13 protein-coding genes are annotated in these 16,614 nt (G+C 64.2%); 7 read left to right on the plus strand and 6 right to left on the minus strand.

The annotated features are described in order from the left end of the window. Nucleotides 1-35: 35 nt before the first annotated feature. The 4 genes from IEY49_RS18245 to IEY49_RS18260 form a co-directional block, all read right to left on the minus strand. Complete coding sequence (locus IEY49_RS18245; RefSeq protein WP_189011386.1) at nucleotides 36-185, minus strand: hypothetical protein; 150 nt, start codon at nucleotides 183-185, stop codon at nucleotides 36-38. Between the two features lie 64 nt (nucleotides 186-249). Then, complete coding sequence (locus IEY49_RS18250; RefSeq protein ID WP_189011388.1) at nucleotides 250-1,179, minus strand: PDZ domain-containing protein; 930 nt, start codon at nucleotides 1,177-1,179, stop codon at nucleotides 250-252. Between the two features lie 165 nt (nucleotides 1,180-1,344). After that, nucleotides 1,345-1,536, minus strand: coding sequence for a hypothetical protein (locus IEY49_RS18255; RefSeq protein WP_189011390.1), 192 nt, complete (start codon nucleotides 1,534-1,536; stop codon nucleotides 1,345-1,347). 89 nt (nucleotides 1,537-1,625) lie between these two features. Then, the gene (locus tag IEY49_RS18260) at nucleotides 1,626-2,054 is read right to left on the minus strand and encodes an ester cyclase (RefSeq protein WP_189011392.1); all 429 of its coding nucleotides are present in this window, start codon (nucleotides 2,052-2,054) and stop codon (nucleotides 1,626-1,628) included. A 285-nt stretch (nucleotides 2,055-2,339) separates the two neighbouring features. On the opposite strand from IEY49_RS18260, the gene IEY49_RS18265 reads away from it, so the two are divergent. Together IEY49_RS18265 and IEY49_RS18270 are read left to right on the plus strand one after the other, a co-directional pair. Further along, a complete protein-coding gene (locus tag IEY49_RS18265; RefSeq protein ID WP_189011394.1) occupies nucleotides 2,340-4,679 on the plus strand; it encodes an ATP-binding protein in 2,340 nt (779 codons plus the stop codon). A 717-nt stretch (nucleotides 4,680-5,396) separates the two neighbouring features. After that, complete coding sequence (locus IEY49_RS18270) at nucleotides 5,397-5,714, plus strand: hypothetical protein (RefSeq protein WP_189011396.1); 318 nt, start codon at nucleotides 5,397-5,399, stop codon at nucleotides 5,712-5,714. 174 nt (nucleotides 5,715-5,888) lie between these two features. Here the strand turns inward: IEY49_RS18270 and IEY49_RS18275 are convergent, their stop codons facing one another. Then, the gene (locus IEY49_RS18275; RefSeq protein WP_189011398.1) at nucleotides 5,889-6,914 is read right to left on the minus strand and encodes a tyrosine-type recombinase/integrase; all 1,026 of its coding nucleotides are present in this window, start codon (nucleotides 6,912-6,914) and stop codon (nucleotides 5,889-5,891) included. A gap of 695 nt (nucleotides 6,915-7,609) precedes the next feature. On the opposite strand from IEY49_RS18275, the gene IEY49_RS18280 reads away from it, so the two are divergent. Together IEY49_RS18280 and IEY49_RS18285 are read left to right on the plus strand one after the other, a co-directional pair. Further along, nucleotides 7,610-7,969, plus strand: a complete 360-nt coding sequence (locus IEY49_RS18280; protein WP_189011399.1) for a DUF433 domain-containing protein — start codon at nucleotides 7,610-7,612, stop codon at nucleotides 7,967-7,969. A gap of 238 nt (nucleotides 7,970-8,207) precedes the next feature. After that, entirely contained in the window at nucleotides 8,208-10,436 is a 2,229-nt protein-coding gene (locus tag IEY49_RS18285; protein ID WP_189011401.1) for a glycoside hydrolase family 3 C-terminal domain-containing protein, read from the plus strand. A gap of 373 nt (nucleotides 10,437-10,809) precedes the next feature. Here the strand turns inward: IEY49_RS18285 and IEY49_RS18290 are convergent, their stop codons facing one another. After that, nucleotides 10,810-11,178 (minus strand): hypothetical protein, encoded by a 369-nt coding sequence (locus tag IEY49_RS18290; RefSeq protein ID WP_189011403.1) that lies wholly within the window; start codon nucleotides 11,176-11,178, stop codon nucleotides 10,810-10,812. 208 nt (nucleotides 11,179-11,386) lie between these two features. On the opposite strand from IEY49_RS18290, the gene IEY49_RS18295 reads away from it, so the two are divergent. The 3 genes from IEY49_RS18295 to IEY49_RS18305 form a co-directional block, all read left to right on the plus strand. After that, nucleotides 11,387-14,902 carry an ATP-binding protein gene (locus IEY49_RS18295; RefSeq protein ID WP_189011405.1) on the plus strand — a complete coding sequence of 1,172 codons (3,516 nt, stop codon included), beginning with the start codon at nucleotides 11,387-11,389 and terminating at the stop codon, nucleotides 14,900-14,902. Between the two features lie 374 nt (nucleotides 14,903-15,276). After that, nucleotides 15,277-15,483, plus strand: a complete 207-nt coding sequence (locus IEY49_RS18300) for a hypothetical protein (protein WP_189011407.1) — start codon at nucleotides 15,277-15,279, stop codon at nucleotides 15,481-15,483. Between the two features lie 532 nt (nucleotides 15,484-16,015). After that, on the plus strand, nucleotides 16,016-16,614 hold a 599-nt coding region (locus IEY49_RS18305), incomplete at its 3' end, for a PAS domain-containing protein (RefSeq protein ID WP_189011409.1).

The following is a 16,614-nucleotide window of genomic DNA, read 5'->3' on the forward strand; positions in this document are numbered from 1 at the left end:
GGGCCGGCATCAGCCGGCTCGTTCTTTCCGGATGGTCAGCGGGCCCCCGTGAACTCTCTCTGGGATTCCGGGAAGCTCACGGTCGCGTAGTGGTCCGTGGGTGGTGGGGTTGTGATCTGGGGTGTTGTGGTCCGGCCACAGGCTGCCAGGAGCAGCACCAGGCTCAGGATGCCAAGTCGGAACATGTCGCTTCCTCCACGGTGGAATTGGGAGCTTGAACTTGGTCAGGGAGCGTGATCCCCCTGGCCTTCACGGAATACGCTGGAGGGTGCGGGTCACCATCACGCGGAGCATGGCCTCCTGCCCCCCTCTCCTGAGGCCCAAGGTGACTGGCACGCCCGCGGGCCCCGCCACCCGCGACATGATCTGCGGCAGCGTCAGACCCGACACGCTGCGTCCGTCCACCTCCACCACCTGATCCCCAGCCCGCACACCCGCCCGCGCGGCCGGCCCATCCGGCGTTACCCCCGTAATGAGCGCGCCTGCGCCACTCCAGGTGAGATCGAACTGCACGCCGATCCCACCGAACTCCACATACTGCCTCCAGGCCAGTGTGCCTGGAAGGGCCGCGGCCGTCACCCGTTCCATGGTCTGGCCATCCTGACGCCCCGTTACCTGACCAGGAAGCAGGTGCCAGCCGGCCGGAAAGGTTCCCTGGTAGGTTGAGATCAGGTCCCTGCACGTGATGGTGCCTTCAATCTTGAGGGCAGCCGCGCCTGTCCAGCCAAAAAACGTGAGCTGAGCTTCGGTCTGACCGGCAGGTAGGAAACGCTGAGAGGAGGAGCGCAGTGTGACATCTCCGAACCGCTGTCCACCGCGGTAGCTGAACAGCTGAAAGAACCGCAGGCCACCCTGCGATGGCGTAACCGTACCTTTCGCTGAACAGCCCTGCGCCTGGTTCGAGGGGGAGGCCATCCATTTCGCCAGAGGTGCGAGGGTAGGCTGCACCTTCTCAGCAGAGGGAAGGGTCAGGCGGAACTGGCCGGTAGCGTCGATGGTACCGGTAGCGAAGACCGTGTTGTCTGGCCCTTGCACGACGGACTCGAGCTGAATGACGCCAGTCTCGCCGGGCGGCCAGTCGACGATGCGGCCGGTCAGCACCGGGGTGGTCAGGGGCGCGGCCAGGGCGCCACCCAGGACGAGGGCGAAGGACAGCGAAATCCAACGAGTCAATGACATAACCTTTCCTTCCCCGCAGGCTTCTCCTGCGTGGCTTATTAGCTGTGGTCTGGAGACAGATGCGTCGGTGGTGAGCATCTGGAGCGGTCACCCTGAGGGCCAGCTCTCGATCTCAATTCAGCGTCGATGTAGGAGACTTGTCCTTGCCTGGCAAGCGAGTGTTCTTTACGCGGGTTGTAGTGATGGCACGTCAACCTGGGAAGCAAGGTGATGCAGCCACAGCGCGAGGGTGCGCCTCAGGGAGGGTCTGGGAGTCACTGGTGGCTGGGAAGGCGCGGGCGTGTACTGACATTCAGCCCCCACCCGGTCACCCACGCGCTGGACTTCGAACAGGAAGCGGGCCTGGTTGGTATCCATGTGGTTCCTCCTGCCTTCAACCGTAGGCCCTCCAGTAACTGGAGAGTCAAGCAGGCTTGAGGAAGCGGCCCTCACCAGGGTGATCAGAGTCAAGGGGCCGGGAGGGCGCCGATCTGCTGGAGTAATGACAGGACATCCAGGTGATGCCGGATGAACCCGATACGGTCTCCTTTCATTTCGCACCACATCACCCCCTCAAAACTCACCCACCTGCCCGTCGGGGGAATGCTTCCACCTGGCGTGTCCAGCGGGCCGTTGTGCGTGCCTTCCCAGCGCACTTCATGGACCAGCGTGTCCCCCGAGTGCACGGAGCGCAGGACCACACCGCGTCCGTCCGGCAGGGCCCGCAACCAGCCCTGGCACAATTGAACATACGTGTCAGCGTCCTGGGTACGGCGCTGTGTGGAGGGTTCCTCGTAGATCACGTCAGGCGTGAGCAGGTCCCGGAAGGCGTCCCAGTTCGCCTGACTGAACGTGTCGATCAACCGGGTGTCGGGTTGCGTGACTTGAGTTTGCATGCCTTTCCTCCGATGGCGGCGTTTCCGCCGGTTGACGTGCCCAGTGGTCACAACGGACGAGCAGCGTGCCACGGTGCATAGCGAGGCGGAACCGTGGCGTTGGAAGCGTCCTGCGGTGGTCTGGTGCCTCACGTTAAGCGGCCATCCATCGCCCAGCATCGTGAAAACTGGGGGGGAGGGGTGGGCACCCCCCGTCAGAATTGGGGGGTGCGGACCTGTTGGGCCTGCCCATCAGTTGCCCATCTGTCCTGGTCGCCAGGATGCGAGCGCGGTGAGGGTACGCTGATGAAGAGTCAACCTTCGTTTCTGCCATCCCTCGTCTACCGGCGCAAGGTGCTTATGACCGTCTTCCGTGACGTACTGGCTCCCGGACATCTTCCTCCCCGTCCCACCCCACTGGTTGGCCGAGAAGCTGAAATCCTGATGGTCAGCGGATTGCTCAGCCGGCCTCAGCTTCACCTGCTGACGCTCCGGGGTCCCGGCGGTATCGGGAAAACCAGGCTGGCGCTGGAACTCGCCTACACCTTGGGACCGGAATTCGACCTGGGGGCGGTGTGGGTGAATCTTGTTTCGTTGCGGGATCCGGCGGAGGTCCTGCCCGCCATTGCTCAGGCCATCGGGGCCCCCTCCGCTGACCGCGCTGACCTAGGGGCGACCATCGGAACGCACAGCCTGCTGCTCGTCCTCGACAATTTCGAGCACCTTCCAACGGCCGCCGCCGACATCGCCGCTCTGGCCAACATCACGTCAAATCTGCGGATCCTGATCACCAGCCGCTGCGCCCTGCACGTCCGTGGGGAGCATGAATTGCCGCTCGGCCCCCTCCCACTTCCAACCCGAGCAAGCAGGGGGCTGGAGAGCGCCGCGGTGCGTCTGTTTGTCGATTGCGTTCAGGCAGTCGACCCGCACTTCCGCCTGACGCCAGCGAACGAGCCAGTCGTCTCCCGCATCTGCTGCCTCCTGGACGGTATTCCCCTGGCCCTGGAACTGGCCGCCTCAAGACTTCGTGCGGTGACCGTGGACGGTCTGCTGGCGTGGTTGGAACGGCCCCTCGAGGTGCTGACGGACGGGCCGAGAGATGGTCCACATCATGGGGATTCCCTGCGGAGCACCATCGGTTGGAGTGTCGACTTACTGACCGCTCAGCAGCGCCTGGCGTTTGCCGCGTGTGGCACCTTTATTGGTGGTTTCACGCTGCCGGCCCTTGAGGCCGTGACATTGCACGAGTCTGCACGTTCACTCCTGATTGCGCTCGTCGAGCACAGCATGGTCCAGGCGGCAGAGGGTCCTGAGTCTCGCTGGCGCCTCCTGGAGCCGGTTCGGGAGTTTGCGGAGGAACTGCTCAACAGCCTTCCGGAGGCCGGAGTGTTCCGCGAACGACACGCGCTTTACTATCTGGCACTCGCCGAGCAGGCCAGGCGGTGTGAGGAGCATCTGGAGTCGTTCTGGTTTTCGCGTCTGGCCGCGGACGACGCAAATCTAAACTTGGCCCTGCAATGGCTGGTGGAGACTGAACGGGCGCAGCAGGCACTGCGGCTGGTCAGGGCGCTCGGGCCGTACTGGGGTCATGACGCAACGCAGAAACACCATAACTGGCTGTGCCGGATCGTGGACATGCCCGGCGCGGACGGAGAGCCTGACCTGCTGGCGGACGGGCTACGAGATTTGGGACTGACCTGCCGGAATCTCCACCGGTTCGCTCAGGCCCGTCAGGTGCTGGGGCGGGCGGGCGATCTCTACCGCCAGCTGGGGAATGCTGCGGGTGAAGCCGACGTTCTGCTGCTGCTCGCGTCGGTATCCTCGGGGGCGGGAGATCACGATCAGGCTCTTGAATTGTTCCAGCGAGTCCAGCGTATCTTTGAGAACCTGAACCACAGGCAGCGTCTCAATGACGTCGCAAACAGCCTGGGGGTGACGTATCTCCGCCTGGGTCAGCCTGCGGACGCCTTCCGCTGTTTTGAGCGGACCGAGGCGTTAAGTCTGGAGCGGGGCAGTGAGGGAGGTCTGGCTTTTGCTAAGGGTTTGATGGGCTGGTCGGCTTACCTCCAGGGCGAGCGGAGCACCGCGCTGCCGTTGGCGCGGGCCGCCTGGCACCACATGCTGACGGTGCCGAACGCGCTGCTACGGTACGTGCTGCTGCACATGCTCGCCTTTCATGCTCGTGACGCTGGAGAGCTGACCCTTGCTGCGCGGATGGTCGGGTGTAGCGACGCGATGCGGATCAGGACGGGTGAACCGTGGGACGTGTGTTTCGCTCCGCACGTGAAAGCCCTGGACGTAGCCCTCCGAGCTGAGATGGGAGAACAGTATGTGGAGTGCCGTGTGGAAGGAGAGACGCTCAGCCTCGAGGACCTTGTGCCGGAAGTTCAGGCGTTTCTCGACCATATCCTGACAGTGCCGCCGTCCATCAAGACCGGCACTCCCTTGACCACGCGGGAGCTGGACGTGCTCCGGCTGCTTGCTCAGGGCATCTCGGATAAGAGAATTGCGCAACACCTTCACATCAGCGCCACGACCGTCAGTAAACATGTCTCGAGCATGCTGGGCAAGCTGGAAATGCATAACCGGGTGGAGCTTGCCCGCTGGGCCGTGGAGCGCGGGCTGGTGGATGCACCGTTCTCTTGAAAAGGTTCATGATGGCGTGGTTCAGGCACTGCTGACGCGGACGACGAGCACAGGGCATGTGATCCTCCCTCTCCGTGCTCACCTTCTTGGACACCTGTGCCATCACGAGGCGTGCCGGAGCAGGACGTTCCCGACGAAGTCATGCGCCCTGCGCGCACGTGTTGATCAGGCTCGCCGAGCGCCATGGCGTCTGCAATGTCATGGTCCTTCGTGAAAGTCATCCATCTCTCGTGATGTCCTGGTATGCCACGTTGGTAATTGTTCTGGGATTTACATGGAAATGAATCTACGTACGAAGAAAAATATGGGCTTTCCTGTTGATTGGTCGGCGACACTTCGTATTGCTCCACTCCTCATCACCTTCATGGCTTGACATTTGATCCGCATTCTGCTTAAATGAATGGCAAGCAGGTTTCCCACGCTCGTGGAGTAGAGTACTTCCCGCATTTGTGGGGATGATTCGGTATTTAGACTCCTGAGATGACTCAGCAGTTTGTTTCCCACGCTTGTGGGGATGATTCGGTTTCATTCAGACGAAAGACCCTGCTCAATCCCCCGCACTTACGGGGGCTTTTTTTGGCCATGATGTCCATTTGAACCGTGTCGCTCGTTATCGCTGAATGGACACTGTCGTGTTTCATTGAGTCTTCGAAGCAAAAGACGAGATTCACGGAAAAACATGCCTCTGATTTGAACTTTGACGTTACGATAAGAGATATGAAGGCAACACTTGAAATCTATCCTTGGAATCGAGACCTGCTCCGTCACATCCTCACGCACGACCCAGGAGGCGAGGGCACCGGCGGAGGGCAAACGATGTGTGGCACCGGCTGGGACGAGTGCGCGGACTTTACCTTGCCAGACGGACGGTGCATCAGCGTGATGTTCAGCGTGGACGACTCGACAGCAACCATCGGTGTGTTCGACCACGCGGCATCCGACCCCACCCTGCTCCGGTACGAAGGGGAGCCGGCCGAGGCACTCACCGTGCTGATCGACAGCCTTGTGGCGCTCGGGCACTCATTGCCCCGCTGATCCAGAAAGGGAGTTGTCTTGAGACGAAAAAGACGGCCAAAATGGCCGCCTTTGATGTCGAATAGTATACCCCGACATCCACGTATACGCAACGTATGCATCCCGATTCCCTGGGCTGGACTCTGGACAGCCGAGAAACGCGCTCCCGAGGCGCCCTCGCCCCTCAGTCAGGGTTCAGAGATCAGCGAGTTCAGCCGCCAGGTCATCCGCCGGCACATCGACATACGCCCTGGTCGTGTTGACATTCGCGTGACCCAGATGATGTGCCACACGAACAAAATCCCGCGTCCGCCGGTACAATAAGGTACCGTTGTATTTCCGGAACGCATGAAAGCCCGCCCAGGGCAGACCTTCCTGCTCCATCAGGCGCCGCAGATGGTACGCGGCACCGGACCGGTGGGCGAACGAGAACAGGCGTCCATTCTTGCCCTGACCCGCGTGGGCCCGCAGGGCTTCGAGGAGGGTGCCCGAGATGCCGACGATCCGCCGCTTACCCCCTTTTCCGTGCACGGTCAGGCGGTGGCTGGCGGTGTCGACCTGGGCCCAGGTGAGGGTCAGGGCTTCCTCGATGCGCAATCCCGCATGGGCAGTCAGGAGGATCAGGACCCGCAGGTCGGTGCGCTGCTCCCGTTCCGCAGCGGCTAACGTGCGGTGCACCACGGTCTCGCGATGTGGCGGCCGCCGGGTAATCGCGTCGGTCCGGTCCCGCGGTTGCGGTACATCCTCGAACGGGTGGGCCGTGGTGACTTGCGCCCAACGCAAGGCCGCGTATAGGGCGTTGGCGGCCGCCACCCGGGAGCGGGCGGTCGCGGCTGCTTTGGGTCTGGTGCCGTCCCGGTTGACCGTCAGGCTGCTCACCCAGAACGCGGCGTCGTTCCGCCTGGGACGCAGCAGGTTCCAGGCGCGCTCCTCAGCGTGGGCCAGAAATTGCCGGACGCCAGTGCGGTATGAGCGCAGGGTGTGTGGACTGATGCGGATGCCTGCTTGGGTGAGCGTGGTCAGGTAGGCGACGGTCAGGTCCCACAGCACCTCGGCGTCTTTGTCGCGGGCGGCTTCGGTGGCGCGGCGGCGGAGTTCAGCTTCGTGGAGGCTGGTCCAGTTCGAGGCCTGGTCCAGGAGGTGGCCCCGGCGGAGGTCGAGGGTGAGGGCGTAGGTGGAGTTCGCTTCTGGACTGTGCTGGCTCTCTCCCCTGGTGTCCATCTTTTAGATGATAACTACAATTATCGCAAAAAGGGACGAGGGGAGACCTCGGGACTTCATCCGCCTTGACCATGTGCCGCTCAACGGCCGGGAGTGAGACCCCCAGGCCTGGCCCCACGACCCCCACAGTCCGACGCTGCCCTCCCGCGCACTCCAGCAGCCGGGCGGTCACCGCCTTCAGCTCGTCAGGCTCACTTCAGTGGCTCACCTCCCCACACCGTTCCCATTCCAGGACCCCGCCGTCCCGGAGGCCCGGTTCAGCCAGTGGGGACGCGGCCTGACGCCTCCCGCAGGGACCACACCCGCAAGGTCAGGAGGTGAATCGGCGCACCCGCGTCGACCTCCCGCCAAATGGCCTGGGCAACGACATCCAGTCGCTGCTGCGGATTCGCATGAACACCGTGTTCAGACGCTCCGGCGTCCCCGCGAGGACAACCGCGTGGCCGGTTCCCACCCCTGCACGTTCAGGCTGAACCGCAGGAAGCCAGAACTTCTGACTCCTCCCCTCAGGAACTGGCCCTCATCTGGCTCCAGAGTCGCCCTGCCCCCACTGCACTCTGCGGCCGATCACTCACCGCTGTTGAGCGACGGTACCGCACTTTTTCCAGTCGGACCGACCGAAAGTACAGCTTCTTTGCGTGATAAAATCCATACCAATCCTCAATCAAAACTTCATTTTCCTGGAGAGGTCCTCCATGAATGACTGTACTTTTGCCCTGCCTCCACCCCAGGCATTTCCATCCGCCGCCACCCGGGCTTCCCGTCCCAGATCCGTGGCGGCCCCCGACGCCCCGGTCATCCTGACCCTGAGCCGCCTGCTGAGCCAGCTCGACCTCACGCCCACCCTGGCCCTGATGGCCCGCATCGAACTGCGCGGTGCCGAGCGCCGGCCGCGGGTGCGTGGCAAAGGCATCACCGTTCCGGACGTGCTCAGGACCGCCCGGCGCTGCTGCACTCTGGAAGAGGTGCTCGAAGTCCGGCCCGGCCTCCATGAACTCGACGTCGCCGCCTGCCTGGCCTACGACCAGAAAGTGCGCGAACTGCGGCGGGAGTAAGCCGCGCATGGACCGTGTGGCGGCTCCTACCTTCTGCGGGAGACGACGGGGCCGCGCCGGCACCGGGGGCGCCCTCAGGAGGTCCAGGGCCTCGATCTCCGCCGCTTCTGACTGCCGAGCTTCCTCGCCTGGGCTGCCCAGTCCCAGGCTCGCCGCCCGGGACCGGGCACCCAACCGTCATGACCGGCTTGTGGGCGCTAAAACCACTGTTCCCCGGCACCACAACCAGGAGTGGAGGATGACCATGCAGAGCCTCGCCGCCACCGCACTCGCTGCCACGCTCGTCATACTTGGCACTGCCGGCACAGGTGCGGACGCGTGGCCCTGGATGAACCCCACCCTCAGCCCGGACCAGCGCGCCGACCTCGTGCTGCGGCAGATGACTCCCGACGAGAAGCAGCGCCTCGTGTTCGGCTCTTTCGCGACCGACCTCCCCGCGAAGTTTTACCGTGCGCCGCGGGAAGCACGCTACGGCTCCGCCGGCTACGTGCCCGGCATCCCACGCCTCGGCCTCCCACCGCAGTGGCAGACCGACGCTGGCATCGGCGTCGCCACCCAGGGCAGCGCGCCGAAAAAGCTCGAGCGGACCGCTCTCCCCTCCGGGATCGCAACCACCGCCAGCTGGAATCCGGAGATCGCCCGCCGGGGCGGCGCGATGATCGGCCGCGAAGCACGGCTGTCCGGCTTCAACGTGATGCTCGCGGGCGGCGTCAACCTGGCGCGCGACCCCCGCAACGGCCGCACCTTCGAATACGGCGGCGAGGACCCTCTGCTGGCCGGCACCATGATCGGCCACCACGTTGCCGGGATCCAGTCCAACCACATCATCTCGACGGTCAAGCATTTCGCGCTCAACAACCAGGAGAGCGGGCGCCACCTCCTCGATGCACGAATCGACGAAGCAGGCGCGCGCATGTCCGACCTCCTCGCCTTTCAGTTCGCGATCGAGCGGTCAGATGCGGGTTCGGTGATGTGCGCCTACAACCGGGTGAATGGCACCTACGCCTGCGAGAATCACTGGCTGCTGACGCAGGTGCTAAGAGACGACTGGGGCTTTCGCGGGTATGTGCTGTCGGACTGGGGCGCGGTCCACAGCACCGAGCAGTCGGCCAAGGCCGGGCTCGACCAGGACTCCGGCTTTCCATTCGACGCACAGCCTTATTTCGGTGCGCCGCTCCGCCAGGCGGTCGCACAGGGCCGCGTCACCGGGCACCGGCTGAACGAGATGGCGCACCGGATCCTGCGCGCCATGTTCGACAACGGTGTGGTGGACCATCCGGTGACGCCGCAGGAGACGGAGATCGACTTCGCTGCCCATGCGGAAGTGACCCGCACCGCGGCCGAGCAGGGCGCCGTCCTCCTCAGGAACGAAGGGCGCCTTCTCCCGCTGAGCGCTGACCTGCGGCGGATCGCGGTCATCGGGGGTCATGCGGATGTCGGCGTGCTCTCGGGCGGCGGCTCATCGCAGACCTATCCGCGGGGTGGCAACGCCGTGCCCGGCCTGGAGCCGCGGACCTGGCCGGGGCCGATCGTCTATTATCCCTCCTCGCCGGTGCGCGCGATCCAGGCGCAGGTGCCGGGCGCGCAGGTGAGCTTCCACGACGGCACCGATGCCGCGGAAGCAGCACATGCCGCGCGTGAAGCCGACGTCGCGATTGTCTTCGGCACGCAGTGGGCCAGTGAATCCATCGACGTGCCGCTTACCCTGCCGGGCCATCAGGACGCGCTCATCGCCGCCGTCGCCGCGGCCAATCCGCGCACCGTCGTGGTGCTCGAGACCGGCGGGCCGGTCCTGATGCCGTGGGTGACCCAGGTGCCGGCGATTCTGGAAGCCTGGTATCCCGGGACCGAGGGCGGGCAGGCGATCGCCAACCTCCTGTTCGGCCGGGTGAATCCTTCCGGCCGGTTACCGATCACCTTCCCCCGCGACGAGAGTCAGTTGCCGCGCCCGCGGCTCGATGGCAACGGCCTGCGGCCGGGCACGCCCTTCAGCGTTGACTATTTTGAAGGTGCGCGGGTCGGGTATCGCTGGTTCGACGCCAACAACCTCGAGCCGCTCTTTCCGTTCGGGTACGGCCTCACGTACACGCAGTTCGAGTATGACCGGCTGCGTGCCGGTGTCGACGGGCAGGATCTCGTGGTCAGCTTCCGGGTGGAGAATAAGGGGCCGCGGCGTGGCCGGGACGTGCCGCAGGTGTATGTTTCGCCGGCTGGTGGCGGCTGGGAGGCCCCGCGCCGCCTGGCCGGGTTCGCCAGTGTGGAACTCGAGCCCGGTGGTGATCAGATGGTCACGCTCTCGGTCGATCCGCGCACGCTCGCCACCTGGGACACGGCCGCACGCGAATGGCGGATTGCCCGCGGAGCGTACCGCGTGATGGTTGGCACCCACTCGCGCGACGTCAAGGAGACGGAGACCGTGCACCTCCCCGAGCGGCGGCTCCCCGCCGGCTGGCGGCCTGGAAGCTGACTGACGCCGCCCGCGAGCGCACCCACAGTAGGTCCGTCGGGCGCAGCTGAGGCTTGCCAGTCGCCTGGGCCAGCCTTATACACAGTTCCCGGGACGCCACACACGCCGGTGCCACCGCTGAGATCCCCTGCCTCGAAGGCCAGCGCCGCGCCCAGTCCGGTCGCCAGCAGGATGGACAGGTCAATCCTGCTGGCGACCGGCCCCAGGGCGCACCCGTACCAGACCAGGTGACCTCATCCGCCTTGACCACCCTCAGCCAACCAGCAGGGGGTGAGACCCACTGGCCTCACCCCCTGCTGGACACCCCCACCCTTCATTCCACGCTGCCCTCCCGAGCAAACAAGCCAGAAAGCGGGCGTTCAGTACCACTGCTTTAGCGGAGGCCGCGGAACTCGTTCAGGCGCACCACCCCCGCATACTCGCTCGCCTCAAAGACATTGCCGGTGGCTTTCTGCCCGGAGAACGCCAACGCAGTCTGCCGCGTCCCCGAGTGATACCAGCGGACAATCAATGTGCCGTCCGCGAAGGCCACCGTCTGCACCGGACCGTATCCGGCCCGCTGAAGCATACCGGCCAGCTCCTGCACGCGTTGCTCGCACTCCGCACGGGTGAGATTGCTGCCTGCCATCCCCGCCATCTGCGAGCTCAGGGAGCTTACCTGACTGGCTTGTCCGAGGCCACCCATCACTACCGAGGCGGTCACCGTCAACTGCACAGCACGAATCCAGTGGATGTTACGCATGATGCTTCCTCCGCGGCAGGTCCTGGCCTGCCATCGCGCTCACCCGTGAAGGTGTTGGCGCCAAGTGGATCGTCAGGGCTCTCGTGCTGGTGAAGGCGGAAGAGAGACCCAGGGGGGACTTTTCGTCCGTGATCTCCTGCTCTCGCGGGGGTGGTTCCCCGGGGCTACACTGAAGTCTCGAACGACACCGTTACGTTAGGAAGTGACCGTGACAAGACCGCAACAAGCGTCTGATTCACCGTACCCGCTGGAGTTCCTGTTTCTGGGGAGTCCGGAAGTCCGGTCTGCCGGACAGTCCTGGCATCCCAGAACCCGCAAGACGCTGGCCTTGCTGGCCTACCTCATGCTCAACCCCGCACCGCACGCCCGTGATCGGCTCGCGGCGATGTTGTGGCCTGACGCGGAGCGACAACAGGGCCGGGCGAGCGTGCGCACCTCGCTCGCACAGATCGCCGCGCTCCTCAGCCGTCAATCCACGCTCCTGATCACCGACCGGGATCACGTGGCTTTGAACAGCGCCACACTGTGGGTGGACGTGCACCGCCTGACGGCGCACGCTGCCATGACCACTCAGACGTCTCGTGAATTGGCTGAGACCGCCGCGCTCTACCGTGGTGATCTCCTGAATGGTCTGGATTTTCCCGACCTTCCTGAATACACCGAGTGGCTCGAAACGGAACGGGAGACGGCCCGACTCGCGCTCGACAGGCTCCTGTCTCTTCAAATCCTGCGGCATCAGCAGGCTGGAGAGCTGGAAGCTGCCGTCGACGCTGCCCGTCAACGCCTTCGGCACGACCCCCTCAACGAGGCGGCACACGCCCGCCTGATCGAATTGCACGTCCAGTCAGACCAGCCCACCGCCGCATTGGCGGCCTACCGTTCCTGCAAGCAGACGCTTGAACGGGAACTCGGGATTTCTCCGTCCGCAGCCACCACGGCCCTCATGGCCACGCTGCCGAAGGACCCCCCCTCAGGCTGGACCTCACCCCATCCCGACCCAGGCAGTCCTCACCTGGTCGGTCGCGATGATGCGTGGCTCCGCCTGAGTGAGGCTTGGGCCCGTCACCAGACGGTCTTCGTCACCGGGGTGCCCGGCGTCGGAAAAACCCGCCTGGTTCACGACTTCGTCCGGTCTCAACCTGGGACGCCTCTCTTTCGTCAGGCACGGCCAGGAGAGCGCCATGTTCCGTACGCTTCCCAGGTCGAGGTGTTGAGGACCCTGGTGAATGCCCGGGGTAATTTGCCGTCACTTCTTCCACCCTGGGTGCAACACGAGCTCGCCCGCCTCCTGCCAGAATTTGGTGCTGCTTCCCAGGAGCCGATCCAGAACCAGACCGACTGGCTCCGCTTGCATGACGCCCTGGGCGTGGCCCTTCAAGCCGGGAGTACCGTCCTGTCCGCGGTCGTGATCGACGACCTGCATTCCTTCGACCCGACCAGCCTGGATGTCATCCTGTACCTGCTCGGGAAACGTCAGGCTGAGCGCACATGCCGGCACATCTACACCTACCGGCAGGGAGAGCTGCCGCCCGCATTTGAAAGCAGTCTTCAGTCATTCGTTGAGCGGGGCCAGGCAGTCATTCTCGAAGTGGAACCTCTCGGTCAGATGCATGTCGCCGAGATGATTGACCGCTTCCTCCCGGGCAAGCTGTTGAAGCGCCGCACCGACGAACTCCCTGCGGTCGCTGCGCTCCTTCACCGCTTCACGGGAGGTAATCCGCTCTTCGTGCTGGAAACCTTACGCGCACTTCAGGAGCAGGGCCGTCTTGATACCCTCACTCCTGAACGGTTCGAGAACCGCCGCCGGGCGCTGCGGTTCCCGCGCACCGCGAGCGTCACGACCGTCATCACCTCCCGCCTGAGCAACCTCTCTGTGGAAGCGTTGACCCTGGCACGTGTGGCGGCCGTCATGGACGAGCATTTCACCTTGCACAGGGGTGCAGCCATCCTGGGGTGGGCCTTGCCTGCGCTGGGCACGGCCAGCGAGGAGCTGGAACGAACGCATGTCTGGTCCGGGCCGAAGTTCAGTCATGATCTGCTCCAGGAAACTGTCCTCGAAAGTATTCCTGAGTCCACGGGCTCCTTATTCCATGCCGCCGCACTTGAGGTGTTGAAGGACGACGCCGTACCTGCGGCCGTGTTGCTCAGGCATGCACAGCGCGCGGGGAAGAAGGCAGAGACCGTGCGATACGGGTTGCGTGCAGGACTGGACGCCTACCGGCTCCGGGCACTGACGCTGGCAGCTGCTTACCTGGAGGAGGTGCGGTCAGCACTCAAGCAGTCCGCTGAGCAGGGCGGTACGGCTCTCCTGACGGACCAGGACCGTTTTGAGTTGTACCGTGCCCTTCACCGGAGTTACTGGGAGAGCGGCCTGAATCTGCCGGCCCGGGAGGGCGAAGTGCTTCAGGAGCTCTTCGACTGGGAAGATCAGGTCAAGGATGAAACCGTACGCCGGGAAATTCAGTACGAACGGGCCGACCGCCACGTCGTCATGACGGGAGACGGTGAACCCATGCGGCAGTTGCTGACCACCTGGATCAGTGACGCGAGGGCGCATGGACGTGCGCGTGACGAACTGCACGCCGTCCGGGAACTTGCCTTGCTGGAGTGGAGTCTGGGGCAATTCCACGCCGCGCAGTCAGCTTCAGAACGCGCATTGCATGTCGCTCAACAGGTAGCTGATGGTCAGCTGGTCGGAGCCGTGACAGGTGAACTCGCTTACCACACCAGCAGCAGTGGGGATTGGAAACATGCGGAAGACCTGTTTCAGGTGGCCGCGAGGGACACGGACCAGCAACATGCGTTTCAGCACGCAGAGATAACCTGGACACGGGCCGTCAACCAGATTCACCTGGGCCGGGCGAAGGAAGCGGCAGGAGATTTGCGGCAGGCTGTTGCAGGATGGGCCGCCCTCGAGGAGCACGTTCGAGGGCTTCACGCGCGCGTGGCGCTGGGAGCGGCCTTGGTTGAGGTTGGAAACTACTCCGAAGTTTCGGCACTCGCGGCCTCTTGTGCTGAGGAGAGCCAGACGACGGAATGGCTCGGCTTCGCGACCATGTCTACGGCCGCGTTGCTGTGGTGGCACCTCGGGCGGGTCCGGGAGGCCAGGCGCACGCTTGACGCAGCGGGCCAGTGCGTGGTTCGTCCTCAGGGCTTTGGGCCGCTGGTGCGCTGTCGTTCGGCCAGTCTGCGTTGTGCGCTTGCAGCGTATGGGGGCCAGTGGACGGCGGCGGCGCGGGCGGCTGGTGATGCTGTGGAAGCGCGTCGGGAGTTGGGGTGGGAGCGGTTCGAGTGGTCTGTGCTGCTGCCACGCTGGCTGGAGACGGAGGCCTTGTTGCGGTCCGGAAATGAAGCCCTCGCCTTTGAGGACCTGGAGCGCCTGCGTCAGGCTGCTGCCGGGTACCCGCGGCTGCACCTGGTGTACCTGCAATGCCTCGCGGTGACCACAGCGTGGGAAGGTCGAACTTCGGACGCTGTACTCGCGCTGGCGGAAGCGCAGGAGTTGAGCGAGGCTCTGGCTTTACCTGGGACCCTCTGGCGAGTCCGGCTGGCCGGGTCACATTCACTTCAGAATAAAGTGAGTGCAGGTGAGACCCGCGGGCGGGCGTATGAAGTGGCAGCGCGCGTAGGGCCGTCGCCCTCGGAACGAGCTCAACGTGCTGCATGGTTGAGACATGTCAAGCACGTGGATCAGATGGTTGCTCAAATGTTTGGACTCCGCTAGCACCATTCCGTGAGCTGGGGAGTGGCAAGAGGAGGGTGGGCCAGACTGAAGGTCCGTGACGCCGATGATTGTAAAGATCCTTGGTCGCTCGATCATGGACCTTTACAAGGTGGTCAGGGCTCTCATCAGACCTCATGTACAACCAGAAGGCACCCTCGATCACAACGAACTGACTACGATCAGCACCGTTGCTTAATTGGTGTTAAGCGACACCTCCTCATCAACAAGATGCTGAGTTGCTGACCCACATTCCACGCGGCGAACATCCTGCGGTTTCTTCGCGGCGATGGACCATCAGACCCCACCCGAATCTTAAAAAGATGATGATCTCATAGCTGACAGGCGTGAGAAAAACATGTGGTCCAATGACCGACATGAGCAGAGCCGATGCCACTGAGCTGACAGCCGTACGGGCGGTGATCGAAGCCCAGATCGCTGTCACAACCGCCGGGCGCCACGATCTTCTTCCTGAAATCCGGACCCTCCGCAGGCTCTACAAGAACGCGCCCGTGCAGCCCGAGGCACTTCATCAGGTGCGGGATGCTGCCCTGGCAGTGATGGAGCGCCTGCGAGCCAGCTGAGGACGGGGGGAGTGGTTCCAGGTCTCCCCGGCGTTCCTGTTCCCCAGGCGCGCCGCGCGGGAGAGGTGTCAATCCTGCGCTGGCTGCAAAATCTCATACGTCGCTCGTGGTCCAGAAACGCCTGCACCTGCTCGTCGAACCACGCGGCCTCCGGGAGCACCTGAAAGGATTCCAGGCGGCACCGCACCCGGCGTAACGCTCCGTTCGTCTGCTGATACATCCGGCGCAGCACAGTCCAGCTTCCGTGCTCGTACTGCACCCTTCGCACCTGCACTGACCAGGCACTGACACTCTCGAAGATAAACAGGAGTCGGTGTCACTCCCCGTTCCGAGCGCGGCCTTCAACTGCCAGGGGCGCACCGCCCGGCCTGGGCCCACGGCATGGCGCCGCCTGATCTTCTTCGCGAACACCTGCTCCAGGAAACCGTGCACTTTGGTCAAAGGAACTTACGCACTCTCGTCGACCCGCAGCATACGCCTCACGGTACAGTGGACTCCGCAGTCCTCACAGCAACCCCAAGGAGCGCCCCGAATGACCAAGCAGGACCCCAACCCGGCCCCGCCTGCTCACGCGCACAGCCATTCCCTGTTTCACGACGCTCCCGTCGCCTCCGTGCTGCTGACCCCAGATGGGCGGATTCAGGACCTCAACACCCTGGCGTTCGGCCTGCTGGACCTGCCCCGGGAACCGCGGGGCGGCCGGCGCTTCGCCTCCCTGCTCTCCCCGGCGCTGCAATCTACCTTCAGTACCTTCCTCAGGCAGGTCGCGGCGGGTGGTGGCCCTCAGACCATCGAAACCCAGATCTCCAGGCGGGACAGTACGACCCTGGACCTGCGCCTGGACCTGGGCGCCTCCATGGCCGACGGCCAGCTCATTCACTACCATCTGGTGCTCACCGACATCACGCCGTACAAGCAGGCCCATCAGACCCTGCTCAATGGTCACGCTGTACTGGACCATCAGATCGAGAGTGGCACCGCCCGCGTCCGGGCCCTGAACGATGAACTCGAACAGGTCGTCACGTCGGTGCTTCAGGAACTGTACCTGCCGGCCTCCCGCGTCATGAGTGCCCTGGGCCTGCTGCGTCAGGCTCTCGGCGACCGGATCGACGACGTGGAGAAGCCCGTGTT

The sequence above is a fragment of the Deinococcus malanensis genome (genome assembly GCF_014647655.1).
In the GTDB taxonomy this organism is placed as follows: domain Bacteria; phylum Deinococcota; class Deinococci; order Deinococcales; family Deinococcaceae; genus Deinococcus; species Deinococcus malanensis.

Bases quoted from the DNA above. Each gene is read 5' to 3' on its own strand.
- IEY49_RS18245 (WP_189011386.1), bottom strand. From the start codon at position 185: ATGTTCCGACTTGGCATCCTGAGCCTGGTGCTGCTCCTGGCAGCCTGT.
- IEY49_RS18250 (WP_189011388.1), bottom strand. From the start codon at position 1,179: ATGTCATTGACTCGTTGGATTTCGCTGTCCTTCGCCCTCGTCCTGGGT.
- IEY49_RS18255 (WP_189011390.1), bottom strand. From the start codon at position 1,536: ATGGATACCAACCAGGCCCGCTTCCTGTTCGAAGTCCAGCGCGTGGGT.
- IEY49_RS18260 (WP_189011392.1), bottom strand. From the start codon at position 2,054: ATGCAAACTCAAGTCACGCAACCCGACACCCGGTTGATCGACACGTTC.
- IEY49_RS18265 (WP_189011394.1), top strand. From the start codon at position 2,340: ATGAAGAGTCAACCTTCGTTTCTGCCATCCCTCGTCTACCGGCGCAAG.
- IEY49_RS18270 (WP_189011396.1), top strand. From the start codon at position 5,397: ATGAAGGCAACACTTGAAATCTATCCTTGGAATCGAGACCTGCTCCGT.
- IEY49_RS18275 (WP_189011398.1), bottom strand. From the start codon at position 6,914: ATGGACACCAGGGGAGAGAGCCAGCACAGTCCAGAAGCGAACTCCACC.
- IEY49_RS18280 (WP_189011399.1), top strand. From the start codon at position 7,610: ATGAATGACTGTACTTTTGCCCTGCCTCCACCCCAGGCATTTCCATCC.
- IEY49_RS18285 (WP_189011401.1), top strand. From the start codon at position 8,208: ATGACCATGCAGAGCCTCGCCGCCACCGCACTCGCTGCCACGCTCGTC.
- IEY49_RS18290 (WP_189011403.1), bottom strand. From the start codon at position 11,178: ATGCGTAACATCCACTGGATTCGTGCTGTGCAGTTGACGGTGACCGCC.
- IEY49_RS18300 (WP_189011407.1), top strand. From the start codon at position 15,277: ATGAGCAGAGCCGATGCCACTGAGCTGACAGCCGTACGGGCGGTGATC.